The 26,622-nt window shown below is 71.1% G+C and carries 24 protein-coding genes and 1 tRNA gene; 11 read left to right on the top strand and 14 right to left on the bottom strand.

Going from position 1 to position 26,622, the window contains the following annotated elements:
- Positions 1 to 72: 72 nt before the first annotated feature.
- Positions 73 to 1,221: an IS630 family transposase gene (locus OOK07_RS12675; protein ID WP_266796463.1), complete on the top strand. Its 1,149-nt coding sequence runs from the start codon at positions 73 to 75 to the stop codon at positions 1,219 to 1,221.
- A gap of 120 nt (positions 1,222 to 1,341) precedes the next feature.
- On the opposite strand, the gene OOK07_RS12670 is transcribed toward OOK07_RS12675, so the two are convergent.
- Both OOK07_RS12670 and OOK07_RS12665 read right to left on the bottom strand, forming a co-directional pair.
- The gene (locus OOK07_RS12670; protein WP_266679858.1) at positions 1,342 to 2,718 is read right to left on the bottom strand and encodes a hypothetical protein; all 1,377 of its coding nucleotides are present in this window, start codon (positions 2,716 to 2,718) and stop codon (positions 1,342 to 1,344) included.
- An 81-nt stretch (positions 2,719 to 2,799) separates the two neighbouring features.
- Positions 2,800 to 3,570, bottom strand: coding sequence for a DUF4097 family beta strand repeat-containing protein (locus tag OOK07_RS12665; protein ID WP_266679856.1), 771 nt, complete (start codon positions 3,568 to 3,570; stop codon positions 2,800 to 2,802).
- A gap of 174 nt (positions 3,571 to 3,744) precedes the next feature.
- Here OOK07_RS12665 and OOK07_RS12660 point away from each other — a divergent pair.
- A tRNA-Val gene (locus tag OOK07_RS12660) sits at positions 3,745 to 3,816 on the top strand.
- 50 nt (positions 3,817 to 3,866) lie between these two features.
- Here OOK07_RS12660 and OOK07_RS12655 read toward each other — a convergent pair.
- Positions 3,867 to 4,193 (bottom strand): DUF8825 domain-containing protein, encoded by a 327-nt coding sequence (locus OOK07_RS12655; RefSeq protein ID WP_266796461.1) that lies wholly within the window; start codon positions 4,191 to 4,193, stop codon positions 3,867 to 3,869.
- Between the two features lie 195 nt (positions 4,194 to 4,388).
- Positions 4,389 to 5,288: a ketopantoate reductase family protein gene (locus OOK07_RS12650; RefSeq protein WP_266796460.1), complete on the bottom strand. Its 900-nt coding sequence runs from the start codon at positions 5,286 to 5,288 to the stop codon at positions 4,389 to 4,391.
- Positions 5,289 to 5,385: 97 nt separating this feature from the next.
- Between OOK07_RS12650 and OOK07_RS12645 the strand changes: the two genes are divergently transcribed.
- Positions 5,386 to 5,613, top strand: coding sequence for a DUF2277 domain-containing protein (locus OOK07_RS12645; protein ID WP_266683485.1), 228 nt, complete (start codon positions 5,386 to 5,388; stop codon positions 5,611 to 5,613).
- Between the two features lie 265 nt (positions 5,614 to 5,878).
- Here the strand turns inward: OOK07_RS12645 and OOK07_RS12640 are convergent, their stop codons facing one another.
- The 4 genes from OOK07_RS12640 to OOK07_RS12625 all read right to left on the bottom strand — a co-directional run bounded on the left by OOK07_RS12640 (position 5,879) and on the right by OOK07_RS12625 (position 9,907).
- The gene (locus OOK07_RS12640; protein WP_266679850.1) at positions 5,879 to 6,490 is read right to left on the bottom strand and encodes a DedA family protein; all 612 of its coding nucleotides are present in this window, start codon (positions 6,488 to 6,490) and stop codon (positions 5,879 to 5,881) included.
- A gap of 229 nt (positions 6,491 to 6,719) precedes the next feature.
- On the bottom strand, positions 6,720 to 7,175 hold the full coding sequence (locus tag OOK07_RS12635; RefSeq protein ID WP_266679848.1) for a DoxX family protein: 456 nt from the start codon (positions 7,173 to 7,175) through the stop codon (positions 6,720 to 6,722).
- 328 nt (positions 7,176 to 7,503) lie between these two features.
- A complete protein-coding gene (locus tag OOK07_RS12630) occupies positions 7,504 to 9,147 on the bottom strand; it encodes an alkaline phosphatase D family protein (RefSeq protein ID WP_266796457.1) in 1,644 nt (547 codons plus the stop codon).
- A gap of 115 nt (positions 9,148 to 9,262) precedes the next feature.
- Complete coding sequence (locus OOK07_RS12625; RefSeq protein ID WP_266796456.1) at positions 9,263 to 9,907, bottom strand: HNH endonuclease family protein; 645 nt, start codon at positions 9,905 to 9,907, stop codon at positions 9,263 to 9,265.
- Positions 9,908 to 10,275: 368 nt separating this feature from the next.
- Between OOK07_RS12625 and OOK07_RS12620 the strand changes: the two genes are divergently transcribed.
- Entirely contained in the window at positions 10,276 to 10,857 is a 582-nt protein-coding gene (locus tag OOK07_RS12620) for a TMEM165/GDT1 family protein (protein ID WP_266679842.1), read from the top strand.
- Between the two features lie 280 nt (positions 10,858 to 11,137).
- Positions 11,138 to 11,806 (top strand): HAD family hydrolase, encoded by a 669-nt coding sequence (locus tag OOK07_RS12615; protein WP_266679840.1) that lies wholly within the window; start codon positions 11,138 to 11,140, stop codon positions 11,804 to 11,806.
- Between the two features lie 128 nt (positions 11,807 to 11,934).
- On the opposite strand, the gene OOK07_RS12610 is transcribed toward OOK07_RS12615, so the two are convergent.
- Positions 11,935 to 12,924: a peptidoglycan-binding domain-containing protein gene (locus OOK07_RS12610; protein WP_266796455.1), complete on the bottom strand. Its 990-nt coding sequence runs from the start codon at positions 12,922 to 12,924 to the stop codon at positions 11,935 to 11,937.
- Between the two features lie 168 nt (positions 12,925 to 13,092).
- On the opposite strand from OOK07_RS12610, the gene OOK07_RS12605 reads away from it, so the two are divergent.
- Positions 13,093 to 15,192: an MDR family MFS transporter gene (locus tag OOK07_RS12605; protein ID WP_266796454.1), complete on the top strand. Its 2,100-nt coding sequence runs from the start codon at positions 13,093 to 13,095 to the stop codon at positions 15,190 to 15,192.
- A 156-nt stretch (positions 15,193 to 15,348) separates the two neighbouring features.
- On the opposite strand, the gene OOK07_RS12595 is transcribed toward OOK07_RS12605, so the two are convergent.
- Positions 15,349 to 15,981 (bottom strand): dihydrofolate reductase family protein, encoded by a 633-nt coding sequence (locus OOK07_RS12595; protein ID WP_266679834.1) that lies wholly within the window; start codon positions 15,979 to 15,981, stop codon positions 15,349 to 15,351.
- A 242-nt stretch (positions 15,982 to 16,223) separates the two neighbouring features.
- On the opposite strand from OOK07_RS12595, the gene OOK07_RS12590 reads away from it, so the two are divergent.
- On the top strand, positions 16,224 to 16,895 hold the full coding sequence (locus OOK07_RS12590; protein ID WP_266796452.1) for a hypothetical protein: 672 nt from the start codon (positions 16,224 to 16,226) through the stop codon (positions 16,893 to 16,895).
- A gap of 5 nt (positions 16,896 to 16,900) precedes the next feature.
- Entirely contained in the window at positions 16,901 to 17,638 is a 738-nt protein-coding gene (locus tag OOK07_RS12585) for a hypothetical protein (RefSeq protein ID WP_266796451.1), read from the top strand.
- A gap of 7 nt (positions 17,639 to 17,645) precedes the next feature.
- On the opposite strand, the gene OOK07_RS12580 is transcribed toward OOK07_RS12585, so the two are convergent.
- Positions 17,646 to 18,074 carry a DnaJ family domain-containing protein gene (locus OOK07_RS12580; RefSeq protein WP_266679828.1) on the bottom strand — a complete coding sequence of 143 codons (429 nt, stop codon included), beginning with the start codon at positions 18,072 to 18,074 and terminating at the stop codon, positions 17,646 to 17,648.
- Between the two features lie 81 nt (positions 18,075 to 18,155).
- On the opposite strand from OOK07_RS12580, the gene OOK07_RS12575 reads away from it, so the two are divergent.
- A complete protein-coding gene (locus OOK07_RS12575; protein WP_266679826.1) occupies positions 18,156 to 18,548 on the top strand; it encodes an FHA domain-containing protein in 393 nt (130 codons plus the stop codon).
- Positions 18,549 to 18,613: 65 nt separating this feature from the next.
- On the opposite strand, the gene OOK07_RS12570 is transcribed toward OOK07_RS12575, so the two are convergent.
- Both OOK07_RS12570 and proP read right to left on the bottom strand, forming a co-directional pair.
- On the bottom strand, positions 18,614 to 19,285 hold the full coding sequence (locus tag OOK07_RS12570) for an O-methyltransferase (RefSeq protein WP_266679824.1): 672 nt from the start codon (positions 19,283 to 19,285) through the stop codon (positions 18,614 to 18,616).
- A gap of 122 nt (positions 19,286 to 19,407) precedes the next feature.
- Positions 19,408 to 20,793, bottom strand: a complete 1,386-nt coding sequence (gene proP, locus OOK07_RS12565; RefSeq protein ID WP_266796449.1) for a glycine betaine/L-proline transporter ProP — start codon at positions 20,791 to 20,793, stop codon at positions 19,408 to 19,410.
- Between the two features lie 360 nt (positions 20,794 to 21,153).
- On the opposite strand from proP, the gene OOK07_RS12560 reads away from it, so the two are divergent.
- Positions 21,154 to 23,199, top strand: a complete 2,046-nt coding sequence (locus tag OOK07_RS12560; protein ID WP_266796448.1) for a bifunctional glycosyltransferase 87/phosphatase PAP2 family protein — start codon at positions 21,154 to 21,156, stop codon at positions 23,197 to 23,199.
- A 91-nt stretch (positions 23,200 to 23,290) separates the two neighbouring features.
- On the top strand, positions 23,291 to 24,949 hold the full coding sequence (locus OOK07_RS43260; RefSeq protein WP_323178081.1) for a LuxR C-terminal-related transcriptional regulator: 1,659 nt from the start codon (positions 23,291 to 23,293) through the stop codon (positions 24,947 to 24,949).
- A 271-nt stretch (positions 24,950 to 25,220) separates the two neighbouring features.
- Here OOK07_RS43260 and OOK07_RS12550 read toward each other — a convergent pair whose 3' ends face one another.
- Positions 25,221 to 26,456 carry a cytochrome P450 gene (locus OOK07_RS12550; RefSeq protein WP_266679818.1) on the bottom strand — a complete coding sequence of 412 codons (1,236 nt, stop codon included), beginning with the start codon at positions 26,454 to 26,456 and terminating at the stop codon, positions 25,221 to 25,223.
- Positions 26,457 to 26,622: the final 166 nt, after the last annotated feature.

The raw sequence follows: 26,622 nt of genomic DNA, 5'->3' as shown, positions 1-26,622 counted from the left end.
GTCGTGCTGGTTGGTGGAGTTGGGGTCGGGCGAGCTTCGCTTGTCGCTTCCGTTCGGCTGGGCAGGGGTGCCGTGTCCTCGCAGAAGAAGTATCCGGTCGCGTTGAGCGCCGAAGATCGTCGGGCGTTGGAGCGTGTGACGACGACGGGGGTCCGCAGCGCGTCGATGATCAGGCGGGCGCGGGTACTGCTCGCGCTGGACACCTCGGTCGGTGAGGTCGATCCGCGGGCGGTGATCGCGGACCGGGTCGGGGTCTCGTGCGATTCGGTCCGCCTGATCTCGAAGCGCTACGCGGAGACCGGCGGCGATGTGTGGGCCACGGTCGGCCGGAAGGAACGCGCACTCCCGCCGGTGCCCTCTGTGGTGACCGGCGAGGTCGAGGCGAGGCTGATCGCGCTGGCCTGCTCGACGCCGCCCAAAGGACACGCCAGGTGGTCGCTGCGCCTGCTGGAGAAGCACGTCGCGCTGGTCGAGGACATCCCGGATCTGGACCACTCCACCATCGGCCGGGTGTTAAAAACGGAACTGCGTCCTCACGTGAAGAAGTGCTGGACCATCCCGCCGGCTGCGAACGCGGCCTTCGCCGCGGCGATGGAGGACGTCCTGGCGGTCTACCACCGACCCTTCGATCCGGCGCGCCCGGTGGTGTGCATGGACGAGAAGCCGTACCAGCTCCTCGGCCACGTCCGCGATCCGCTTCCCGCGCAGCCGGGCCGTGACCGGCGCGAGGACAACGAGTACGTCCGCTCGGGGACCTGCTCGATCTTCTGCTGGGTCGAGCCGCTGCGCGGATGGCGGCGCGTCGACGCCCGGCCCCGCCGGACCAGGGTCGACTGGGCGCACCAGGTCGAGCACCTGCTGACCGTGGACTATCCCGACGCCGCCACGGTCGTGCTGGTGATGGACAACCTCAACACCCACACCACCGCTTCGCTCTACGAAGCGTTCGACCCGGCAAAGGCCTTCGCGCTGGCCCAGCGCCTGGAGATCCACCACACCCCCAAACACGGGTCCTGGCTCAACATCGCCGAGATCGAGCTCTCCGCGCTCACCCGCCAGTGCCTGGACCGCCGCATCGACGACCTCACCGTGCTCAACACCGAACTCGCCGCCTGGCAGCAGCACACCAACAGCAACCAGCGCCAAGTCGACTGGCACTTCACCACCGACGACGCACGCGTGAAACTGCGCCACCTCTACCCAACCACGAGGCGAAATTAAGTCGCGACAGTCTACTAGGCCCTCCGCTCGGTGGCGCCGCTTTCGTCTGCGGCGCCACCGGGGCCGGTCGCGCCCACGCGGCACAGCCGCATATCGACACCGCCGCAGCCCCGCGCCCCTTCAGGCCGTCGCGGAACCGCGTCCTTCCCGGATCTGCGCGACCACCCTCGCCACCGTCTGCCGTACCGCCTCGGTCTCCGTGAGGAAGTGCCAGTAGTCGGGGTGACGGCCTTCCAGTGCGGCGACCGCCCGGTCAAGCCGGGCCACCGAGTCGTCCAGCGGGCGGGCGTGCCGCGGGTCCGGCGTTGTCCGGCCCGTCATCGCCAGCCGCTGGGCGTCCCGGATCGCGAACCGCGTGCGGTCGATCTCCTGCTGAGGGTCCTTCTGTACGGCGTTGAGCCGCTGCAGTCGGTCCCGCGCGGCCGACACGGACTCGTCGGTCGTGTTCAGCAGGGCTCGTACGGTCGACAGCAGCGAGGTGGCGTCCGGCCAGCGCTGGCTGTCCCGCGCCGCCTGCGCCTCCTTAAGCTTCAGCTCGGCCTGCCGGACGTTCTCCCCGGCCTGGTCCGGTACGTGCTGCAGGTCCTGCCAGCACTCCGCCACGAACCGCCGCCGCAGCTCGCTCAGCACCGGTTCCACCTGCCCGGCGCGGGTGGTGAGCGCCTGCGCGCGAGTGCGCAGCGAGACCAGCCGGTGATCGATCTCGGCGGCCTTCTCCGGCAGCCGTCCGGCCTCCGCACGGACCGCCTCGGCCTCCCGCGCCAGTCGCTCGGCCCGCTCCAGCGTCTCCGGCACCCCGTGCTGCCCGGCGCCCTGATTGAGCTTCGTCAGCTCGGGGGCGAGGCGGGCGAGACGCGCGGCGAGGTCGTCCGCCTTCAGCCCTGTTCCCCGTACGGCATCGAGGGCGTTCGACGCGGCCAGCAGCCCCTGCCGGGCACGCTCCACCGCGGGCGCCAGCCGGGCCAGCTGCGTCTCCGCCTTTCCGAGCAGCGGCCCGAGGCTGTCCGAGAAACGATCCAGCTCCCGCCTGACGTCGGCCAGCTCGTCCTTGGCCCGGGTGAGTTCGGTGCGCGCGTGTGCCGCGACCGAGGCCTCCAGGTCGTCACGGTCGAGGTCGTGCGCGTCGACCGCTTCGATGTAGCGGCTGCTGGCCTCGTCGATGCGCCGCCCCAGCCCGTCGAAGTCGGAGATCGCGCGCCGGGCGGCCGGGGAGTCGTCGACGGCCGCGATCGTCTCGATCGAGATCCGCAGGTCGCGCTGGGCGGTGTCCAGCTCGTAGAACGCGGCCGCCGCGGCGTCCTTCGCGGCCTGCGCCTCGGCCCGCTGGCTCTCGGCCCGTCCGCCGAACCAGCGCCGGGTGCCGCCGCCGGCGAACGCGGCGGGCAGCGCGAGCGCCACGACGAGCGGCACGGCGAGCAGGGTGAGGGTGTCCTTGAGCGCCTGACGGTGTGCGCGCGGCACCAACGGCGAGTACGGCTTCGAAGGTGTCGCCGTCACATCCCTCTCCCGTGTTGTCATCCGTCCAGGCCGGTGCCTCGTTTCATTCTCCCACCGGTTAAGGACGAACACACGGGCCGGTTAGTTCGCGGTCTTGAGAGTGAGTTTGCCGTCACCGGTTCGCGCGGACACCACGTGCGAGCTGGAGTCGGAACGGGGCACGGACACGTGCACCGAGCCGTCGTCCGACGAGGTCGTCACCCGGTACGTGGACCTGGGCAGCGCGATGGTCACCGAGCCGTCGCCGCTGCGGGAGTCCACCAGGTCCGGTACGGCGCCGAGTTCGAGGTGCACGGAGCCGTCACCCGTCTCGGTGCGCACTCGGCGCGAGGAGACGTCGGCGTGCACGGAGCCGTCGCCGGTGCGCAGATTCAGCGGGCCGGTGGTGTCGCTGACGTGCACGGACCCGTCGCCCGTACGAATGCTCAGCGCGTCCTGGAACCCGCGTGCCCGCACGCTGCCGTCCCCGTCCTCGACCTTCACGGTGACCCCGCGCGGCACCTCGATCCGGTGCTTGGCCGAGCAGTCGGCGACGACACCCGAGCACTTCATCCGCAGCGTCAGCCGGTCGTCCTTCATCGACCAGCTCACCCTGGGATCCTTCCCGATGGCGACCGTCCCCTGGAACCACCGCGTGACCTGGACCTTCCCGTGCGGGTTGTGGTCCGCGGCGACGATCTCCAGCGCCGAGTCGTCGGAGTCGACCGTGAGGGTGTGCCCCTTCAGTGCGAACGAGCGGTGATCGGGGTCCTTGTCGTCCCCCGCTGAAGCGCCGCAGGCGGTCGCGGCTCCGACGAGAACCACGACGGCCCCGGCGGCGAGGGCTGCGCGGGCGGTGACGGTACGGGCCATGACGATCTCCCCCTGAGACGGATGCTGAAAGCTCTTCGACGGTACGGAGCCGGAGGCCGCAGGGGGATCCGGGCCACTCCCGGATGCGGGGTGGGGAAAACCCCCGCACCGGCCGGCCCCCGATACGGGTTTGCGGGGCATGGCCTCGGGCAAGGTAGGCTGTCGACTCGTCTCGGGTGCGTAGCTCAGGGGTAGAGCGCCTGCCTTACAAGCAGGATGTCGGCGGTTCGAAACCGTCCGCGCCCACACCGACAGGAAGGCCCAGGCCGCTCATGGCCGGGGCCTTCCTGCGTCCCTCACGCCTCGCGGGCGTGCTTCAGCCTGGTGCGCGCTTCCACCCGCTCGCCGGCCGTGACCTCTGCCCAGAAGCGATGGGTGCTGACGAAGACGGCAAGTTCGTGCTCACGCTGTCGGAGCTTTTCGACCGCGGCCTGTTCGTCGGTCGTCCAGCCGGGGGAGGCGGGGCGCTCCACCTTGCGCCAGCCGCCCGCGTCGCTGAAGCCGTCCAGGGGCTCAACAGACCAGGGGAGCCGCTTGAACAGGGCCGACAGCTCGGCCCGGACCTGATGCAGCTCCTCCTGACCGGCCAGGAGGTCACTCGGAAAGTCATAGGTCGTAGCCACGGCACAATGCTACGCCTGTTCGAATTTGGGATGCGAGTTCCTTCCCGGGGTTCATGCGAACGAGTGGGCGGGCCGGTGGGCGGTGCCAAGTGGGCGGTGCTGCCCGGTGCCGGGTGCCTGGTGCCTGGTGGCGTGGAGCGAGCCGTCGGCCGGTCGGCGTCGGTGCAGCGCCAACCGGCCCGAAACGCGCGGGAGTCAGTGTCCGGCGTCCCTCAACTCCCGTACCAGCCGTGCCGCCACCGGCACACTCACCCCGTGCCGCTCGGCCGCGCGCAGCAACGCGCCGCCGATCGCGTCCAGTTCGAGGGGCCGGCCCGCCTCGGCGTCGCGCTGCATCGACGACCTGGCCGAGGGCGGGAAGGCGTCGTAGCGGGCCAGTGCCTGGGCCGGGTCCGACGGGCCGCCGCTCGCGCGGCTGACCGCGGCCGTCTCCTCGACCAGGGCCGTCAGTTCGTCCCGATGCCGGCTGCGGATCTCGCCCAGCGGGAGCCCGTACCTGGTGGTGAGCAGGGCGAACGGCGCCAGGAACGACATCTTCGCCCACAGCGCGGCCGTCTCGTCGTCGAGGACGCGGGTCGCCGGGCCGGCGGCGGAAAGGGCCCGCGCCGACGCGTCGAGCCGTGCCCGGTCCACCCCTTCGCCGGTCAGGTCGATCTCGGCGAACGGGCTGCCGTGTTCGATCACACCCGCCTCGACCCGGGTCGACTCGACGCGGATGACGGCCGGGGCGACCAGGCCGGGGCCGTAGCGGGCGCGCAGGGCAGCCGGGTGCTCGACGCCGTTCAGGAGTGGTACGAGGAGGCCGTCGCCCAGGGCCGTGGGCGGGACGCGGCCCAGGGCGGCGTCCAGGGCGGTGTGCTTCACCGCGACCAGGCATACGTCGACCGGTTCGCGCAGCACGGTGTCCGCCTCGACGCGGGCCGTGAAGTCGCCGAACAGGCCGCTGCGGACACGGACCCCGTCCGCGCGCAGCGTCTTGGCCGTCTCCTCGCCGGACAGGCAGATCACGCGGTGGCCGGCGCGGGACAGGAGCCCCGCGAGCAGGCCGCCCGTGCCGCCGGGGCCGAGGACCGCGACAGTGAGTTCGTTCGCCATGATTCTGTTGTTCCCTTCGTCGGTCGGCCCCGTAACGGTGGTGGCCGCCTCGGAAGGGATCCTGTCAGGTGCCGCGGACATGGGTGAGACTGGTCTCATGTGCCGGAGCATCAAGACACTTCGCCCGCCCGCGTTGCCCGAAGAGGCGACGGAGGAAGAGATCAGGGCCGCGGCCCTGCAGTTCGTACGGAAGGTGTCCGGCTTCCGGGCGCCCGCCGCACACAACCAGGAGGTCTTCGACCACGCCGTCGACGCGATCACCGAGGTCACGGCCGAGCTGCTGGCCGGTCTTGAGGTACGGGGCCAGAAGGCGCCGGCCGCCTAGCTGGTGCCCCGGCGGGCAACGTTTGCCCGTAAAGGAGCGGCGTCCGGTGGGTGCTCTGGGGGTGCCCCCGGCCGGAGGCTGGGGGAGTGCTGGGCGTAGGCCGTCGTACTGGACGTACTTGGGTCTGTGGCCGGTGCGGCGAGTGGGGCACTTGCACCTCCCACGCCCTTGAGGCAGTGGGGGAGCGTGCCGGGCGTCGCGACGGGGCGAACGTTGCCTGTCGGGGCACCGGCCCGCGGAGCGCGTTCGCCCGGTACGCGTTCGCCTAGGACGCCTTGGCCGGTCGCCGCATCACGTACGCCGCCCCGGCCCCCGCCCCGAACAGCGCCAGCACCGACACCGCCGTGGCCAGCCACGTCGTACCCAGCCACTGCCCGCCGTAGTACCCCAGCGCCACGCTGTACGTCGCCCAGGCCAGCCCCGCCAGGGCGGACCAGGGGAGGAAGTCGCGGGGGCGGCGGTGGGCGGCGCCCGCGCCGAGGGAGACCACCGAGCGGCCGGCCGGGGCGAACCGGGCGAGGATCACCAGGGCCCCGCCGCCGCGGGCCAGAGCCGCGCCGAGACGTTCCTGCGCGGTGGTCAGCCGGCGTGAGCGGGCGATCGCGCGGTCCAGGCGTTCACCGCCGCGCCAGGCCAGGCGGTAGGCCACGAGGTCGCCGAGGACGGAGGCTGTGGCCGCGCAGATCGTCAGGGACAGGATGTCGGGGACCGCGTGCGGCACGTGGCCGGTCGCCGAGCCCGCGGCCGCCGCCGTCGCGGCCGTGATCACCAGTACGCCGCTCGGCAGGACCGGCACGAACACGTCGAGCAGGACCGACAGCGCCACCATGGCGTAGATCCATGGGCTGCCGGTCAGCGACCCCACACTCTCCAGCACCGCGAACTCCCCCGTGACTCCCCCGTGGCCAGACCGCGCCGCGACGTCGCGAGGGAGCGGCAAGAGCGGCCTTGACAGCCATACAGCGTACGCGCGGGGTGTGACAGGGGGTTCACGGGGGGCGCGTGTGACTGGCACAGGACTTTCACCTGCCCCGCGACGGAGCCCGCACGTGACGCGAAGGGCCCGCCCCGGTGGGGCAGACCCTTCGCGTCACGGACAGCGGGGATCAGACAGCGACCGGCGTCTGGTCCGCGGCCGGCCGGCTCTGGCTCGTCGAGCGCTTCGCGAACAGCCGGTCCAGGCCGAAGGCGCCGGAGCCGGTGAAGACGAGCAGCAGCATCGCCCAGCAGAACATCACGGAGGCCTCGCCGCCGTTCTGCATCGGAAACAGTGCGTTCGGCTGGTGGATCTTGAAGTAGGCGTAAGCCATCGAGCCGGAGGCTATGAACGCGGCGGCACGCGTGCCCAGGCCGAGCAGGACGAGGACGCCGCCGACCAGCTGGATGACGGCCGCGTACCAGAACGGCCAGACACCGCTCTCGATGGTGCCGCCGTTCGTGCCGACCGCGCCGCCGAGGACGCCGAAGAGGGAGGCTGCGCCGTGACAGGCGAAGAGCAGGCCGACGACGACGCGGAACAGGCCCAGGGCATATGGCTGGGCGTCGTTGAGGCGAGAGGACATATGGGGATATCTCCTTCGGTCGGGTCGGTCCGGGGCAGACCGGCCTGGGGGACGAACCGAGCGGGTCCTTCACGGTAGGTCCACGTTTTCGATGCTTGCAAGTTCAACATTCGGCCATCGGCGGGGTTCCGCTCCCGGTTCCGTTTCGCCCGCAGTCGCACGTAGGAGAGGCTCTCGCCGCCGCTTCGGCGACCGAAAGTGTGTCCGAATCCATCCCTGGCGAGCGCTCGCCGCCGTCAGCCGGTGCAGCCCTCCGGAGGTACACCGAACACGAACTGCCTTGAATGTGCCTTGATTTGACGAGACATCGGGTACTACGGCCGCTCAGTCACTCATGCGGAGTGAGGACGGAATCCTCCACGGTCTTCAGCACGCCGTCCGGCCGGGCCTGCTCCAGCCGCAGCCGCGCCCAGCGGCCTCGCACCGTCAGCGTCATGAGCTGGTTGCCGAACCAAGGGCCGCCCTTTTTGCGCCAGTCGACCGGGGGCCGGGAGCAGCGGCCGTGGCGCAGGAAGCGGCGGCCCAGGGCCCGGGCCGCCGCGCTCCAGCCGAACCGGAAGCCGAAGCGCATGTACGCGGGTACGGAGTTGTGGACGGGAGAGCAGGTCAGCTGCAGGACGCGGGCGTCCGGCGCGGCGCCCGAGACCCACGTCGGCTCGGCCACGTACGCGTGATGCACGTCTCCCGACAGGACCAGGATCGTCGCGGGTGCCTCCGGTCCCGAACCGGCCTCGGCGATCAGATCGGCCAGCGCGGCGAAGGATGCCGGGAAGGCAGCCCAGTGCTCCAGGTCGGCCTTGCGCCGCAGCTTCTCCCCGAACCGCGCCCAGCGCGTCCCGCGCTCTCCCCGGCACAGGGCCGCGTTCCACGCCTCGGCGTCGTGCACCAGGTGCGGCAGAAGCCAGGGCAGGGAGGTGCCGATGAGGAGGTGGTCGTACGAGTCCCGTTCCTGGAGGGCCTGTTCGCGCAGCCACTCGGCCTCCCCGGGGTCGAGCATCGAGCGCTTGTCCTCTTCGAGCACCCGAGCCGCGCGCGAGTCCACCATCAGCAGGCGTACGCGGCCGAAGTCGCGCCGATAGCTCCAGCGCACGGCGGCCGGGGCGACGTCGGCCTTGGCGGCGAAGGCGCGCAGGTCGTCGGTGCCGTCGGGGGCCTCGCGCACGGCCGCGTACAGGGGGTCGACGGCGAGTTCCGCCGGCGACAGGTTCCCCAGGTGCTGGTGCACCCAGTACGACATCAGACCGCTGAGCAGCCGTTCGCGCCACCAGGGGGTGGCCCGCATGTCCTCCAGCCAGGCGGCGGAGGTGTTCCAGTCGTCGATGACGTCGTGATCGTCGAAGATCATGCAGCTCGGCACGGTGGACAGCAGCCAGCGCACCTCCGGGTCGAGCCACGACTCGTAGTACAGGCGGGTGTACTCCTCGTAATCTGCGACCTCGCTGCCCGGCGGCTCGCGCAGGTCGCGTCGGGCGGCCAGCCAGCGGCCGGTCGCCTCGGAGGTCTCGTCGGCGTACACCTGGTCGCCCAACAGCAGCAGCACGTCCGGCCGTTCGCCGTCCGGGTCGGCCGCGATACGTGCGGCGAGGGTGTCCAGGGCGTCGGGGCCGACCGGGTCCCGCTTGTCCGCGGCCGGGGCGGCCCAGCGGCAGGAGCCGAACGAGACGCGCAGCTCGCCGCCCGCCGGCGAGGTCCTGATGACGGAGGGCGGGAACGACGAGAAGGGTGCTTCGGACAGCGGCCACACCCGCGCGCCGTCCAGGAACACCTCGTACGGCGTCGTCGTGCCAGGCGTCAGCCCGGTGACCGGCACCAGCGCATAGTGATGGCCCGCCACCTGGAACGTGCGGGACTCACCACGGGCGCCGTCCGCGCAGCGCACCTCGGCGGTGCACGGGCGGCTCGTCTCGACCCAGACGGTCGCGGACGTCCCGTCGGCAAACCTCAGCAATGGCCCCAGCCGCAGTCCGGACACCTGATCGCCCTCCTCCGTCGCCCCGTACGGTACGGAACGACGGAGGCCGGTGGGGAGGTTCCGCTACGGAATCCGCCGGATCAGCAGCCGCTGAGCCGCCGGATCATCCGCCGTTTCAGCAGCCGTTGAGGACCGAGCTGAGCTTGCTCTTCTCCGCCGAGTCGACCGAGAGGTCGTAGTAGTACTTCACCTGGACCCAGGCGCGGACGTAGGTGCAGGCGTACGAGCTGAGCGGGGGCATCCACTCGGCCGGGTCCTGGTCGCTCTTCTGCTGGTTCACGTTGTCGGTGACGGCGATCAGCTGCGGACGGGTCACGTCGTTGGCGAAGGCCTGGCGCTGGGCGGTGGTCCACTTGCTTGCCCCGGAGTCCCAGGCCTCGGCGAGCGGGACGAGGTGGTCGATGTCCAGGTCGGAGGCGGCGGTCCAGGTGGCGCCGTCGTAGACCGAGTACCAGCTGCCGCTGGTGGCGGTGCAGGCGGAGTTGGTCACGACGTTGGAGCCGTCGCGCTTGAGGACGTACTCACGGGTGTTGCAGGTGCCGCTGATGGTGATCCAGGTGGGGAACAGGGAGCGCTGGTAGCCGGTGCGGTCCTCAGTCGCCACGGTGAGGGAGGCGAGGTAGGTGCGGGCGGTGGCCGCGCTGACCGGGGTGGGGAGGGCGGCGGAGGCGGTCGGACCGTTGAAGAGCCCGACCGACGCTATGAGTCCGGTGAGGGCTGCGAGTATGCTCAGTCGTCGACGCGCGTAGAACTTCTGCATGCGAACTCCCTTGGGGGCTGGGGGCGTTGGAGTGCGAGCGAGGGAATACTCGCGGCGCCGTGTTGCGGGAGGGTGTGCGTACGGTTAGAAGCTAGTGACGTGTACATGACGCCACAAGGTTTACAGCCGGACTTTCGGTCGCGGGCCGGTCGCGTACCATGGACGACGCAGAAGGGGAGTAGCTCTTCGCCGGACCGTCGACATACTGCTCAGCTCGTCTGAGCCGGCGCCCGGAGGCAGACCTCGGTCACGGGGTCGGCCAGCGAGACCTTCGGTAAGCAGTGCACATGTGTGTGCTGCCGTACCGAGGTGTCTCGTATCGCAGTCACGGCACTCTCGGTGGGGCAGCCCCGACCGATTGAGGAACCTTGATCAGCATCACCGTCACGGCGCTTGTCTTCGGCGTCGTCTTCCTGGCCGAACTGCCGGACAAGACCGCGCTCGCCGGGCTCGTCCTCGGCACCCGCTACCGCGCCTCGTACGTCTTCGCGGGCGTCGCCGCGGCCTTCGCGCTCCATGTCGCTCTGGCCGTCGCGGCGGGCAGCGTGCTGACGCTGCTGCCGCAGCAGATCGTGCACGTGGTGACCGGCGTCCTCTTCCTGGGCGGTGCCGCGGTGCTGCTGATGAAGACGGACGAGGGTGACGAGGAGATCCGCAAGCCGGAGAACCAGTCCTTCTGGAAGGTCGCCGGCGCCGGGTTCATGCTCATCCTGGTCGCCGAGTTCGGAGACCTGACGCAGATCATGACGGCCAACCTCGCGGCCCGCTACGACGACCCGCTCTCCGTCGGCCTCGGCGCGGTGCTGGCGCTTTGGGCGGTGGCCGGACTCGGCATCGTCGGCGGAAAGGCCCTGATGAAGCGCGTCCCGCTGTCCCTCATCACCAGGATCGCGGCCCTCCTGATGGTGGCGCTCGGCGTGTGGAGCCTCTGGGAGGCGGTGGCCGGCTGAGGGCCGGTGGCCGGACTGAGGGCAGGTGTCCGGGCTGGGTGCGCGTGACACCCGGGCTGGGCGGGCGCCGGCTGTTCGGTTGGGGTGCCCCCTTGGGCCGCTCGTGCCTGAACGTCCGGTGAACTGTTGCCGAAAGCGGTGGCGGATACTCCGGCGATTTTGTACCGTGGAGGAACAAAGTGGTTCCCGCCTGTTTTCCCTGACCGGCAGGCGGGGCCGCCTTGTCCCTGCGGGGCCCTACCCTGCGCCCCGCTCGTTCCTCCGCGCCTTGGAGCTGCCGATGACGGTCACCACCGTGCCCACCGTCCTCACCGCCCGCGCCCTCCTGCTGGACATGGACGGCACCCTCGTGAACTCCGACGCCGTCGTCGAGCGCTGCTGGCGGCGCTGGTCCGAGCGGCACGGGCTGGACGCGGCCGAGGTCATGAAGGTGGTGCACGGGCGCCAGGGCCACGCCTCCATGGCGCTGCTGCTGCCCGACCGCCCCATGGAGCACAACCTCGCCGACAACGCCCGCATGCTCGCCGAGGAGACGGCCGACATGGACGGTGTCGTCGCGATCCCCGGCGCACCCGAGTTCCTCGCCTCCCTGCGCGGCGTCCCGCACGCCCTGGTGACCTCGGCCGACGTGCCGCTCTCCACGGCCCGTATGGCCGCCGCCGGTCTGGAGCTTCCCGACGTGCGCGTGACCGCCGAATCGGTCGGTGCCAGCAAGCCGGACCCCGAGGGGTTCCTCAAGGGCGCCGCCGAACTGGGTGTCGACCCGGCCGACTGCATCGTCTTCGAGGACTCGGCGGCCGGGATCCAGGCGGGGCGCTCCGCGGGGATGCGGGTCGTGGGCGTCGGGGCGCGGGCCGATCTGCACGAGCCGGATGTGGTGGTGCGGGATCTGACTCGGGTACGGGTCGCTGCCGCGGTGGACGGGGCTGTTCGGTTGTACGTGCGGTAGGGCCTGTACGTGCCGTAGCGCTGGGGGCTGCCGCCCCCAGACCCCCGCTGTCGGCCTGAACAGCCTCGTCCTCAAACGCCGGACGGGCTGATTTGGGCGGCTGTCCGCGAGATGGGCCGACCGGCGTTTCAGGGGTCGGTCGTCTCGGACTCCAGTCGTGACCGTGTCTCCGCCCCGTACACCCCCAGTCCGTCCTGTTGGAGTCCCCGCGCCAGCTGGTATCTGCTGACCGCGTCCTCGACGCCCTCGTTGTAGTGGCCGCTCGCCTTACTCGGGTAGAGGCCGAGCTGGGTCAGCCGTAGTTCGAGTTCGGTGACCTCGGCGCCCTCGGAGCCGCGGCGCAGGACGGGGGGCGGGGCCTTGCGGCTGTTGTCGGACGCGCCCGTGCTGCTGGTGGCGCCGGCCGACGGTGCGCTCCGTGTCGGCTCGGCCGAGCGGGACGGGCTCGGGGAGGCGCTCGTCGCCGACGGGGACGCCGAGGGTGACGGGCTCGCGCTGACGGGCGGCACCGGCGGCGCGGGCGGCCGTAGCGACGGCGCGGCCCCGGTCCGGGACGGAGGCGCGGACGCGGGTCCCGTCGACGCGTCCGGCACGCTCGCCCGTATGTCGTCGGGCAGTGCGCTCTCCCGCGACGGCTTCTCGTACGAGAACATCCCGCTCGCCAGCCCCGCCGCCGCCACGACGGCGACCACGGCCCCGCCCACGCCGAGCAGCACCGTACGGCCTCTGCCGCGCGGTCTCACCGCTTCGTCGTACCGGCCGCCCGCGGGCGCCTGCTCGAACAGGCGCAGATCGTCGGCGCTCGGCGCCTCGGGGCTCACGGTGCGCAACGGCATCGTCGCCTCGGCCGCCGGCACCGGAGCCGGGGCGGGCGGGGCCAGTGCGGGCGGGGCCGGTGCGGGCGAGGCCGCCGGGTGCTCGGCCGTCCCGTTATCGCCCTCCAGTTCGACGTACGGCCGGATGCGCAGCGGATCGAAGTCCTCCGCCGCCGCCTGTTCGGCCGTACGGGCATCGCGCAGGGCGTCGGACGCCCGTCGAGTGCAGCCGCAGGACGGGGTGTTGTCCGCCCCTCTGGGCGCACCGCACTCCGGGCACTGCTGACCTTTCGGGTCTCTCACGCGTTCTTCCCTCTCTTCACGCTCCCCTCGCGAACTCCAGAGGTTATCCAGATCGTCTTCGGGCCGCTGCCCCAGCCTCCGGAATATCGGCTTCCAACAGGACTCAACAGGCCATAACCGGTCACAGCGATCACCATGGACCTGTAACGAGAGCCTCGGGAGGTCTTCATGGCCGGGGATGCGCACGGTATGACGGGGAATGTGCGAGACGCACAGCCACCCGCGAAGCCCCCGAAGCGGGGCAGCGCCGCCCAGGAACACGTGTCAGGCAACGTCCTCGTCTCGATCGGCGCGCTGCTCCTCGGACTGCTGCTCGCCGCCCTCGACCAGACCATCGTGTCGACCGCGCTGCCCACCATCGTCAGCGACCTGGGCGGCCTGGAGCACCTGTCCTGGGTGGTCACCGCCTATCTGCTGGCCTCGACCGCGGCGACTCCGCTGTGGGGCAAGCTCGGCGACCAGTACGGGCGGAAGCGACTGTTCCAGATCGCGATCGTGATCTTTCTCATCGGCTCGGCGCTCTGCGGAACGGCGCAGAACATGCCCCAGCTCATCGCCTTCCGGGCAGTTCAGGGCCTGGGCGGCGGCGGTCTGATCGTGCTGTCGATGGCGATCGTCGGGGATGTCGTCTCGCCCCGGGAACGCGGCCGGTACCAGGGGCTGTTCGGAGCGGTCTTCGGCGCGACGAGTGTGCTCGGCCCGCTGCTCGGCGGAGTGTTCACCCAACACCTCAGCTGGCGCTGGGTCTTCTACATCAACCTGCCCGTCGGCGTCGTCGCCCTCGCCGTGATCGCGGCCGCCCTGCACATCCCCCGCAGGGCCACACCACACGTCATCGACTACCTCGGCACGTTCCTCATCGCCTCGGTCGCCACCTGCCTGATCCTGGTCGCCTCCCTCGGCGGCACGACCTGGGGCTGGGGTTCGGCGCAGATCATCGGGCTGATCGTCCTGGGCGTCGTACTGGCCGTGGCGTTCGTGGCCGTGGAGCGGAGGGCGGCCGAGCCCGTTCTCCCCCTCAAACTGTTCCGCATCCGCACCTTCACCCTCTCCGCGATCATCAGCTTCATCGTCGGCTTCGCCATGTTCGGCGCGATGACCTATCTGCCGACCTTCCTCCAGGTCGTCCAGGGCGTGACGCCGACCATGTCCGGGGTGCACATGCTGCCGATGGTGTTCGGCATGCTGCTGTCGTCCACCACCTCCGGGCAGATCGTCAGCCGTACCGGCCGCTGGAAGGTGTTCCCCATCGCGGGCACCGGAGTCACCGCCCTCGGTCTGCTCCTGCTGCACCGGCTCGACGAGTACAGCTCCACGGCCTCGATGAGCGTGGACTTCTTCGTCTTCGGCCTCGGGCTCGGCCTGGTCATGCAGGTGCTGGTCCTCATCGTGCAGAACGCGGTCTCGTACGAGGATCTCGGCGTCGCCACCTCCGGCGCGACCTTCTTCCGCTCGATCGGCGCCTCCTTCGGCGTCGCCATCTTCGGCACGGTCTTCGCGGGCCGCCTGGGCGACCAGCTGACCGACGCCTTCCAGGGCACCCGGCTCCCGGCCGGCGTCTCGGCGGACTCCCTCGAATCCGACCCGCGCGGCATCGGCTCCCTGCCGGCCGACCTGCGCCCGCCCGCCCTGCACGCGTACGCCGCGTCCATCACCGACGTCTTCCTGTACGCCGCCCCCGTCGCCCTCGTCGGCTTCGTACTGGCCTGGTTCCTCAAGGAGGACAAACTGCGCGGCTCCGTCACCGCGCCCGACGTCACCGAGACGCTCGCCAGCAATCCGGTCGAGCGGTCCTCCTACGACGAGGTGTGCCGCGCGCTGTCCGTGCTGGGCACCCGCGAGGGCCGGCGCGAGATCTACGTGGAGATCACCGAACGGGCGGGCTACGACCTGTTGCCCGCCGCGAGCTGGCTGCTGCTGCGGATCAAGAAGTACGGCTGGGCCGAGCCGGGCGTGCTCGCCGAGCGCAGCTCGGTGCCGCTGCGGGCCGTCATCGCCGCGGGCCGCCAGATCGAGGAACGGCACCTGGCCACCCGTGAGGGCCTCGACCTCGTCCTCACCGACGAGGGCCGCGAGGTCGCCGAACGGCTCGCGCAGGCCCGCGAGCAGTCCCTGGCGGAACTGCTGGGCGACTGGTGGGGCCCCGACCGGCCGACGGACCTCGCCCAGCTGGTCGGCCAACTCAACGACGAACTCTGCGGCTCGGACCAGGAACAGCCGCACTACGGGACTACTCCGTCGGGTCGTTCGCCCACGGGGGCGCCTTAGCCGGTCGGGGCTCCCTCCCGGCCGGTGCGTCGACACAGTTGACGGTCCTCGTGCAGGAGGTACCAGCGGTCGCCGACCTCGGTGCGGTACGCCCGCGAGAGGGCGGCGGCGACGGGGGGTCGTAGGGCTCCGCGGTGATCGTCCGGGGCATCAGGCTCATTCCGCGGGCACGGTGTGCGGGGAGCGCAGCCGGATGTGCGTGACCCCCGCGGAGTCCAGCACGTGCGTCTTCTCCCACTCGATGTGCTGGTCGCCGAGGTTGTCGAACAACCGCCGCCCACCGCACGCGAGTACCGGCACCACGTGCAGCAGCAGTTCGTCCAGCCGGCCGTTGCGGATGAACTGCTGCACGAGGTCCGCCCCGCCCGCCAGCGACACGTCCTTCCCGTCGGCCGCCGCCCGCGCCAGCTCCAGTGCGCGCTCCGGACCCTCGGTGACGAAGTGGTAGGTGGTGCCGCCCTTCTTCACGACGGACTCGCGGGCGTGGTGGGTGACGACGTACACCGGCGCGTGGAAGGGCGGCTCGTCGCCCCACGGGATCTCCCCGGTGACGAACATGCCGTGGCCCATCACGACCGCGCCGGGCCGCGCGACGTGCGCGGCGATCAAGTCGTCGTCCGGACCCGTCGTCCCGCCCTTCATCCCCTGCATCTCGCGGAACGTCCGCAGCCCGTACACCCACGTGTGCAGCCGCTCCCCGCCGATGCCGAGCGGATGCTCGGGGCCCGACTCGGGGCCCGCGATGTACCCGTCGAGCGACATGGCCAGCCGTGCGATGACCTCACTCATGACAACCTCCTCAGATGCGGCACCTCGCGGTGCCTGTTCCTCATGCCTTCGCTCCTGCGTCGATCGGGCCGCCGCCGAATCGACACGCCACCCGAACGAATTCCGGAGACCGGTCGGTGTGGTCGGTGACCGGCCTGCGCCGCTTCGCGCGCTGAGCACCTGCCGACGCCGTTTGAGGGGTGCCTTCCGGGCAACCCGGCCGGGGAACCGGCCCGACGGGGCCGACACAACGGAAGGCACCCATGTCCACAGGCATGATCATTGCTCTGATCGTGATCGTGGCGGCCGTGGTCGTTGTCGCGGCCGTCCTCACCATGCGTTCCCGGGGCCCGCGCGGCGGCCGGGACCTGAAGCGGCGCTTCGGACCCGAGTACGACCGGACCCTGGCCCGGCACGACGGGGACGCGAAGGCCACCGAGCGCGAGCTCACGGAGCGCGTGGAGCGGCACGGGTCGCTGCGCGAGCAGCCGTTGGAGCCCGGCCGGCGCGAGCAGTTCGTGGCTCGCTGGGCGGCCGTACAGGAGCGCTTCGTCGACGCGCCGCGTGAGTCCGTCGGCGAGGCGGACCGGCTCCTCGCGGAGCTCGCCGCCGTCCGGGGCTTCCCCGACGCCGACCGCTACGACGAACAGCTCGCCGCCCTCTCCGTCCACCACGCCCACCACGTCCACGGCTACCGGCGCGTCCACCGCGTCGCAAGCGTGGGTGCGGGCGGGCAGGACGGCGACCGCGCCGACACCGAGGAGATGCGGGAGTCGCTGGTCGAGGCGCGGGCCCTCTTCGACGACCTCATGAAGCCGACCCGCGAGGACAAGGTCTCCGAGAAGCCCGCCATGCGCGAGGAGACCGCACGCAACGACGGCAGCGGCAGCCATCTGCCGTGGGCCTTCAACCGGCACCACGCAAAGGGGAGTTGAGCGATATGACGGACGCGACGACCGGCGCCGGCGCCGGTGCCGGTGCCGGTGCCGGTGCCGAACGTATTGGGGCCGGGGCCGCCCGTACCGGGCCCGAGGGCGAGGACAGGACGAAGCGGCGCACGGTCACACCGATCCCGCCGGAGACGCCGGAGACGCCGGGGACGACGGAGACGCCGGGGACGACCGGGACGACCGGGACGACCGGGACGACCGGGACGATCGGGACGACTGATGCGGCCGAGCGGGAGCCCGCTCGGGGCGCCGGCGACATCGCGGGCGGCGGAGCGGCCGGACTGCGCGACGACCGGGCGACGGGACGGGCCACGGGACAGGAGACGGACCGCGAGGGCATCGCCTCCGACCTCCACAGCACCTCCGACAAGGGCCGCCCCAGCGCCTCCGGCACCGCCCACCACACCGGCACCACCTCCACCACGCCCACCACCCAGCTCCTCCCGCACGAGGAGTGCGACAAGCTGGAGCTCCGGCTCCGGCAGGCGGTCTCCGGGTTCGTCGACGGGCCCCGGGACGCCGTCGAGGAGGCCGACCACGTGGTCGAGGAGATCGCCGGCCGCTTCACGGAGGCACTGACCCGGCGCCGTCGCACCCTGCGCATGTCCTGGCAGGACGGCGAGCAGGGCGAGCGGTCGGGGTCCCCGGCCACGCACCCCGACACCGAGCAGCTCCGACTGGCGCTGCGGGACTACCGCGAGCTGGCCGACCGGCTCCTGAGGGGCTGACCGGCTCCTACAGGGCCGACTCCGACCCGCCCGCCGCCGTCCGGCGCCCCCGCCACTCGCGTACGACCTCTTCGACGTCGTACGGCTTCATACCGAGCGGGGGGCCGGGCGGCGGCTTGAACATCATGTCGCGGATCTTGACGTTGACCTCGGTGATGATCTTCCGTGCGATCCGCTCCGAGGGTGCCGCGTACGCCGCCGCGAGCGCGTCCTCGGCCTCCTTGCGCAGGGCGAGCGTCGGCGGCAGCACGGAGAGGCCTTCGCGCGCCATCTTCTGCTTGATCCACCACAGTTCGTCGTACGAGGTGTCGGAACCGGACGGGAACGGCTTGCCCGCCCCCGGCAGTTGGGCGAACTCTCCGCGCCGCTCGGCGTCACGGATCTGCTTCTCGACCCAGGACTCGAACGGGACACCCGGTGGCTTTCGCTCGGTCATGAGTCCAGTGTGCCGGACGCGGCACCGCCGGGCGATTTATCATGCGCCCGCTGTGTACGGACACTTCAAGAGGAGCAGCGCGTGCTCGAACTGACCATGGCCACCGTCTCCGGGGCGGAAGAGGGGGCCACGGCCGGCATGCTCATGGCCGACGCACCCAGTGAGCCAGGCGCCATGCTGCGGGTGGGGCGTGACAAATCCGTGTGCCGTCTTGTGACGCCCGACGACTGGCTGTTCATCTCCCGGGTCCACCTGGAGTTCCTGTGCGGCCCGGAGGGGACCTGGCAGGTCACCTGGCTGCGCGGCTCGCAGGAGGACCCGTCCTCCGAGGTCCGGCTGATCGTCGGCGAGTACGCGCAGCCGCTCGTCTACGGCGGGACCGTGCCGCTGCCGAGGGGCGGCAACGGCGAGATCGTCGTCCTGGACCGCACCGCCCCGCGCAGCGTCAACGTCGGCTTCTACCACGAGTTCTGAGCGGAGCCCGTGTTCTGAGCGGAACCCGGGTTCCGCTCAGAACACGGGTTCTCGGTGGGCAGGGGCTACGCCAGCACGCGCGCGAGTGCGAAGCCGTCGTGGCCCTTGCTGCCCACCGTCTGGATCGCCGTGCCGCTCAACCTCGGGTGCGAGGCGATCAGTTCGACGGCGGCGCGGCTGCCCAGCACGTCGGGCGACGTGCTGTCCGCATCGGCGACCCGGCCTGCTCGTACGACGTTGTCCACGACGATCAGGCTGCCCGCGCTTGTGAGCCTGAGCGCCCACTCCACGTAGCGCGGGTTGTTGGCCTTGTCGGCGTCGATGAAGACCAGGTCGAAGGGTGCCGGGTTCTCGTCGGCCAGTTTGGGCAGCGACTCCAGGGCCGGGCCCACCCGGACCTCGACGATCCGGTCCAGCTCCGCGCGCGCGATATTGCGGGTGGCGACCTCGGCGTGCTTGGCGCTGTATTCGAGGGAGACCAGACGGCCGTCCTCGGGCAGAGCGCGGGCCAGCCAGATGGTGCTGTAGCCGCCGAGGGTGCCGATCTCGAGGATGGTGCGGGCGCCCTGGATCTGGGCGAGGAGCTGCAGGAACTTGCCCTGGGGTGGGCTGACGGCGATGGACGGCAGCTCGGCCGCCTCGCTGTCGCGCAAGGCGGCCTGCAGTGCTTCGTCGTTCGGCGAGAGCTGGGTGGTGAAGTAGTCGTCCACGTCGTCCCAGAGCTGCGACTCGCTCATTCACCTACGCCTTTCATAGGGCTCGTCAACGCTGCCGACAGGGCGTCAGCCAGTCGGGTAAACGATTTCGAGTATGCGCCGGTTCCGAGCGCAGGGCTTCGGACGCTGCTACTTCTGCGTCTCTACTTCTGCCTCGCGGGAGCCTCCACCGCGGGCGCCGACCCCGGCAGGGGCTTGCCCGCGGACTCGGCCATGAACCACACCGCGGCACCGCCGACGACCGCCGCCGCCATCATGTAGTACGCGGGCATCATCATGTTGCCGGTCGCGCCGATCAGGGCCGTGACCACCAGCGGGGTCGTGCCGCCGAACAGGGACACCGACACGTTGAAGCCGATCGACAGGGAGCCGTAGCGGACCCGGGTCGGGAACAGGGCCGGGAGGGCCGAGGGCATCGCGGCCGTGAAGCAGACCAGGAGCAGACCCAGCGCCCCCATGCCCAGCGCGACCGCCGCCAGGCTGCCCTGGCGGATCAGCAGGATCGCCGGGACGGAGAGGAACAGGAAGCCCGCGCAGCCCGCCGCGATCACCGGGCGGCGGCCGATTCGGTCGGTCAGGGCGCCCGCGAAGGGCTGGACGACCATCATCAGCACCATCACGCCGAGCACCACGAGCAGACCGTGCGTCTCGTCGTACTTGAGCTCACCGGTCAGGTAGCTCGGCATGTACGACAGCAGCATGTAGTCGGTGACGTTGAAGACCAGGACCAGGCCCATGCACAGCAGCAGCGCGCGCCACTGGCCGGTGATCATCTCGCGCAGCGGGGCCTTCGGGCGGCCGGCCTCCGCCTTCTCGACCTCCGCCGCGAAGGCCGGGGTCTCCTCCAGCCGCATCCGCAGATACAGGCCGATGATGCCCATCGGACCCGCGATCATGAACGGGATGCGCCAGCCCCAGGACAGCAGGTCGTCGGCGGACAGCAGCGCGGTCATCAGGGTGACCAGGCCCGCGCCGCCGACGTAGCCGGCCAGCGTGCCGAACTCCAGCCAGCTGCCCAGGAAGCCGCGCCGCTTGTCCGGCGCGTACTCGGCGATGAAGGTCGAGGCGCCGGCGTACTCACCGCCGGTCGAGAACCCCTGGACGAGACGCGCCAGGAGCAGCAGCAGCGGGGCGCCGACGCCGATCGTGGCGTACGACGGGATCAGGCCGATCGCGAAGGTGCCCGCCGCCATCATGATCATCGTCACCGCGAGGACCTTCTGGCGGCCGATCCGGTCGCCGAGCGGGCCGAAGACCATGCCGCCGACGGGGCGGACAAGGAAGGCCGCGGCGAAGGCGCCGAACGTCGACAGGAGCTGGGCGGTGGGGTTGCCGGACGGGAAGAAGACCTTGCCCAGCGTCACCGCGATGTAGCTGTAGACACCGAAGTCGAACCACTCCATCGCGTTGCCCAGCGCGGCGGCCTTCACGGCGCGGCGGACGAGAGCGGGGTCGGTGGTGGTGACCGGCCGGGCGGAGGTGGAGGTGCCGGCGCGTACGGGGGGAGCGGTGAATGTGGCGGACGCCAAGACTTCGCTCGCCTACCTTTCGACGGGGACAGGGACGCGGCCCGCGGCGGCGGTGACGGTGGGCCGAAAAGCGACCATAAGGGCACGTGTCGCCCTCACGGATCGCACTCAAGTCGTTGCGCAGTGCATGTGAACACCGCGTGTACAGGCTCTTATGCCCGCTCGAAAACGGTTCTCGCCGGCTTCCGTTGTGATCCATCTCGCGCCCCGCGGAGGCAACCGGACCCCCGGCGCACTATCGTCATCCAGACAAAAGGGGAACGGACGTCAGGTGAAGCAGGGGTAGCCGGCGTCTCTCTCCGGGGGCGGTGCGAACCATGGGGTGCGCATCCGGACGACGGGGCGGGAGGCCGACGGGGCGTGGCGAACGTGGAGCACAGCGGGCGACCGGCGAAGGCCTTCGGGGCGATGGCCGTCGGAGCGGTCGGGGGACGCCTGCGTGTGGCGCGCCTGGGGCTGTGGCTGGTCGCGGCGGTCCTCGCCGTACGACAGGTGGCCGTCGTCCTCAGTACGCCGAGGGGTGAGCGGCTGACCGATCTGGAGACCTGGGTCGGCCCGAACGGCGTCCTGCATGTGAAGGGTTCGCTCTACGACTCGACGCAGTTCACCGGCACACCGTTCGGCGGTCTCGTCCTCAAGCCGCTCACCAGGGCCGCCGAGCAGGCCCTCGGCTGGGGCTGGACCTTCGGCACGCTGCTGTTGGTCGTCGCGCTCGGCCTGGTCGTGGCCCGTGCACTGCCGCAGCCGGTGAGCAGAAGGACCTCGCTGCTCGCCGCGCCGGTCGCGGTCAGCCTGCTGATGCTGTCGCTGCCGGTGCGCAACGCCCTGTGGCTCGGGCAGACGAGCATCATCCCGGTCCTGCTGGTGCTGGTCGGCTGCTTCGCGGTACGCGGGGAGCGTGCCTGCGGCGTACTGATCGGTCTGGCCGCGGCGCTCCAGCCGACCGTGCTGCTCTTCGCGCCGCTGCTGTGGTTCACGGACCGCCGCAGGGCCGCCCTGTCCACCGGGATCACGTTCGTCGCGTGCACCGCGCTCGCGTGGGCCGCGATGCCGCACGACTCGTACACCTACTGGGTGCACCACATGGCGGGCACCGGTCTCGGCGGCAAGGCCGACGACCTCGCCAACCAGTCCCTGCACGGCGCGCTGCTCCGGCTCGGCCTTGAGGGCCCGCTGGAGATCGTCCTCTTCTTCACGCTGGGCACGGCGGTCGCGGTGCTCGGTGTGCGGCGCGCGGTGCGTTACGCGCGTGACGGCCAGCTGCTGCTCGCGGTGGCGATCACCGGCTGCGCGGCGATCGCGGTGTCCCCGACGACCTGGCAGCACCAGCTGCTGTGGGTGCTGCTCGCGGTCGTAGGGCGGGTCGGCAGGCGGGCCTCCGACCGGTACGTGTGGCCGGTCGCCGTCGTGCTCGTGATGACGCTGCCGGCCAGGATGATGCTGCCGAACATGTCGCAGATGTACGCCCTGCGTGACAACGTCGTCCTCCTCGCGGCCCTCCTCGCCGCGACCGTGATCCCGTTCCTGTCCCGCACGTCGGAGTACTACCGGTCGCCGATCCCGACCGAGTACGCGCCCGCGGTCCCGGCACGCCTCAAGCACGTCCCCCTACTGCCGTTCCTGCGCCGGGTCCTGACCCGCCCGAACCTCCTCCTGGAGCTCCTCCTCATCCGCGTCACGTACGCCGCCTACCAGAAGGTGCGGCTGGCGGCGACCGGCGGCAGCAACTCGGAGGGCCGGGCGACCGCCGAGCACCACGGTCACCAGATCCTGGATCTGGAGCGGTGGCTGCACATCGACGTCGAGCACTGGGTCAACCACGCGGTGGTCAAGGTCGGCTGGCTGCGCGACTTCTTCGACTTCTACTACGAGTCGTTCCACTTCGTGGTCCCGCTGACGGTCCTCGCCGTCCTCTACTGGCGCCGCCCGGTCGACTACCGCTGGGCCCGCGCCGCGCTGGGCTTCGCCACGCTCCTCGCCCTGGTCGGCTTCTGGCTCTACCCCCTGGCGCCGCCCCGCCTCCTGCCCGGCCTCGGCGTCATCGACACCGTCCACGGCGTCCAGGACTTCTCCAAGCCGGACTACGGCACCCTGACGGCACTGACCAACCAGTACGCGGCGATGCCCTCCCTGCACTTCGGCTGGTCGCTGTGGTGCGGGGTCGTCATCGCGGTCATCGCCCCCAAGTGGTGGATGAAGGCACTCGGTCTGCTCCACCCGCTCTTCACGGTCTCGGCGATCGTCGCGACGGGCAACCACTGGGTCCTGGACGCGGCGGGCGGCGCGCTCGTCGTCGGCGCCGGCTTCGGACTCACGTACCTCCTGCAGGGCCCACGAGCGAAACTGGCCATGGCGGCGGCGACCAGCCAGGAACCGGTGGGAGAGAAGGAACGGGCGGTGGGCTGAGGCGCCCGCGTCCCCAGGCGCCTGCCGGGCGGGCCTGCCCAGCGGATGACAGTGCCGCCCCGTCCGCGGTGAAATGTTGTGCGGAGGCGCCATGGACTGGGACGCGGATGTCTGGCGGGGGCGGGATGCGGTACGGGCCCAGGCCTGGACCGATGCGTACGACGTACTCGCCCGGGCCGATGCGGAGCGCCCCCTCGACACCCCCGACGTCGAGTTGTTCGCCGAGGCCGCCGACATGCTGGGGCGGTGTGACGATGCCGTGGGGCTGCTGCGGCGGGCCTACACCGCGTATGCCGAGGCCGGGGCCGTGGGGGCGGCGCTGCGGTGTGCGTACTGGCTGTGCAAGGCGTTGGCGTGGGGCGGCGAGTTCGCGCGGTCGGGCGCCTGGCTGGCCCGCGCACGACGACTGGCGGCCACCGATCCCGGCTGCCCGGAGTGCGCCTACCTGCTCATGCTGGAGGCCGAGCTGCACTTCCGGGCGGGCGAGCCGGAACAGATGCTCGACACCGCCCGCCGGCTGAGCGAGGTCGTCGCACCCCGCGCGGACGCCGACCTCGCGGCCGGTACGGCGATGACGCTGGGCCTCGCCCTGGTCAGCAACGGGCAGGTGGCGGCCGGGCTCGCCGAGCTGGACGAGGCGATGGTCGCCGTCGCCGGCGGCGGGCCCACCGCCCGCTGCACCGGAATGATCTACTGCGTCGTCATCGGCACCTGCCAGGACCTCCAGGAACTGCGCCGCGCCCAGGAGTGGAGCGAAGCCCTGGCCGAGTGGTGCGCGGCCCAGCCCGACTTCACCGGCGCCTACCGCGGCCTGTGCCGCGTGCACCGCGTCGTGCTGCTCCAGCTCGGCGGCGCCTGGCCGGACGCCGTCCGCGAGGCCCGTCTGGCCTGCACCCAGCTCACCGCGGGCTACGGCGGACAGGTCGCCGGCGGTGCCTTCTACCAACTGGCCGAACTGCACCGCCTGCGCGGCGACTTCACCGAGGCGGAGCAAGCCTACCGGGACACCCTCCACCACGGCTGGGACGCCCAGCCCGGCCTCGCCCTCCTGTGGCTGACCCGCGGCCGTGCCGAGGCGGCGACGGCGGCGATCCGCCGGGCGCTGGCCGAGACGACCGAGCCGATGCGCAGGGCGCGTCTGCTGCCCGCCGCGGTGGAGATCCTGCTCGCGGAGGGTGAGGCGGGCGCGATCGAGGCAGCCCGGGCCGCCGATGAGCTGGAGGACATCGCCGCCGTCCACCGTGCAGCCGCCCTGCGGGCCATGGCCGGGCATGCCCAGGGAGCGGTGCTGCTGGCCGAGGGCGCGGCGGGCCAGGCCCTGCCCCCGCTCCGGGAGGCCGGGCGGATCTGGCGCGAGCTGGACGTGCCGTACGAGGCCGCGCGTGTCGGGGTGGCGATCGGGCTGGCCTGCCGGGCGCTCGGCGACGAGGACTCGGCCGGCTGGGAGCTGGACGCGGCGCGGCAGGTCTTCGAGCGGCTCGGCGCCGTCCCGGACATCGGAAGGGTCGAGCGTCTGACCGTGGGTGCGGAGTACCGGCACCCGACGCTCTCACCCCGCGAACTCGAAGTCGTACGGCTCATCGCCCGCGGCCACACCAACCACACCATCGCCACCGAGCTGGTCCTCAGCGAGAAGACCGTCGCCCGGCACGTCAGCAACATCTTCGGCAAGCTCGACGTCACCTCGCGCACCGCCGCGGCCGCCTACGCCTTCCAGCACGGACTCGTGCAGCGAGACACACCTGCGTAGAACCACCCATGTGTCCCGGCCGCCGAATGGGCATTCCTCTCGATGCGCCCGGCCCCGCACCGGCACGAGCATCGAAACGTGTCCGACGACCCGACCGGTACAGCCGGTCTCCACGAACAGGTCCGCGCCGCGTGCTCCGTGCCGGCGCCGGTCGAGCTGAGCGCCTCGGCCCTCGGGGGAGGCAGGAACGGCGCGTAGGGGGATGTTCCTGCCTCCCTCGACGTTCCGTGGGACGGGCCGGCGGCGCCGGGATGCCGCCGGCCCGAGCGTGTCAGGCCACCTCGACCCGGAGGTGCTTCACGCCGTTGATCCACGCGGAGCGCAGGCGACTCGGGTCGCCGGTCAGGGTGAGGTTCGGCAGGGCGTCGGCGATCGCGTTGAAGATGAGGTCGATCTCCAGGACGGCCAGGGACTTGCCGAGGCAGTAGTGCGGGCCTCCGCCGCCGAAGCCGAGGTGCGGGTTGGGGTCGCGGGTGATGTCGAAGGTGTCCGGGTCCGTGAAGACCTCGGGGTCGTGGTTGGCGGAGGCGTAGAAGATGCCGACCCGGTCGCCCTTCCTGATCAGCTTCCCGCCCAGTTCGGTGTCCTGAGTGGCCGTGCGCTGGAAGGAGTTGACCGGGGTGGCCCAGCGCACGATCTCCTCGGCCGCCGTCTGCGGACGCTCCCTCTTGTACAGCTCCCACTGCTCGGGGTGGGTGAGGAAGGCGTGCATGCCGTGGGTGATGGCGTTGCGGGTGGTCTCGTTGCCCGCCACGGCCAGCATCAGCACGAAGAACCCGAACTCGTCGGAGTTGAGGTTGCCTTCGTCCTCGGCCGCCACCAGCGTGGTGACGATGTCCTTCGCGGGGCACTGCTTCCGGTCCGCGGCCATGTTCATGGCGTAGGTGATGAGTTCGGTCGCCGACTCGGCGCCGACCTCCTCGGTGATCGCGTACTCCGGATCGTCGTACGAGATCATCTTGTTGGACCAGTCGAAGATCTTGGCCCGGTCGTCCTGCGGGATGCCGATCAGCTCGGCGATGGCCTGCAAAGGCAGTTCGCAGGCGACCTCGGTGACGAAGTCGAAGGGGCCGGGGCGCGCACCGGCCTCCCGCGCGATGGCATGGGCGCGGTCGCGCAGCCGTTCCTCCAGCGCCCGTATGGCGCGCGGAGTGAACACGCGCTGCACGATCTGGCGGACCCGGGTGTGCTCCGGCGGGTCCATGTTCAGCAGGATCAGCCGCTGGGCGTCGATGGCGTCGCGCTCGATGTGCTCGTTGAAGCGGATGATCGCCGTGTTGAGGTACGAGGAGTACAGCTCCGGATGTGTCGAGACGTACTTGACGTCGGCGTGCCGGGTGACCGCCCAGTAACCCTCGTCCTGGAAGCCGGCGAGGTTGGCCGACTGCGGGATCCAGCGCACCGGTTCGGCCCGGCGCAGCTCGGCGAACTCCGGCAGGGGCACACGGTGGTGCAGCAGGTCCGGGTCGGTGAAGTCGAACCCGTCGGGAAGAGCGGGACAGGGCATGGGCGACTCCGGCTTGAGTTCTGACGACTCGTCAGTTCTTCAGGTTTGCCGTGAAGGTAGTAACGGGTTCTACAAGAGGCAATAGGTAGGGCAAGCCGAATTGCGTGCACAACCCTTGCGGTTGTGGTTGAGCTGTCAGCAGACTGCACAAGGAACTAGAACACGT

The organism is Streptomyces sp. NBC_00078 (genome assembly GCF_026343335.1).
Classification (GTDB): domain Bacteria; phylum Actinomycetota; class Actinomycetes; order Streptomycetales; family Streptomycetaceae; genus Streptomyces.
Note: the sequence above shows the minus strand (reverse complement) of the source record. Positions and strands in the feature narration are given on the sequence as shown.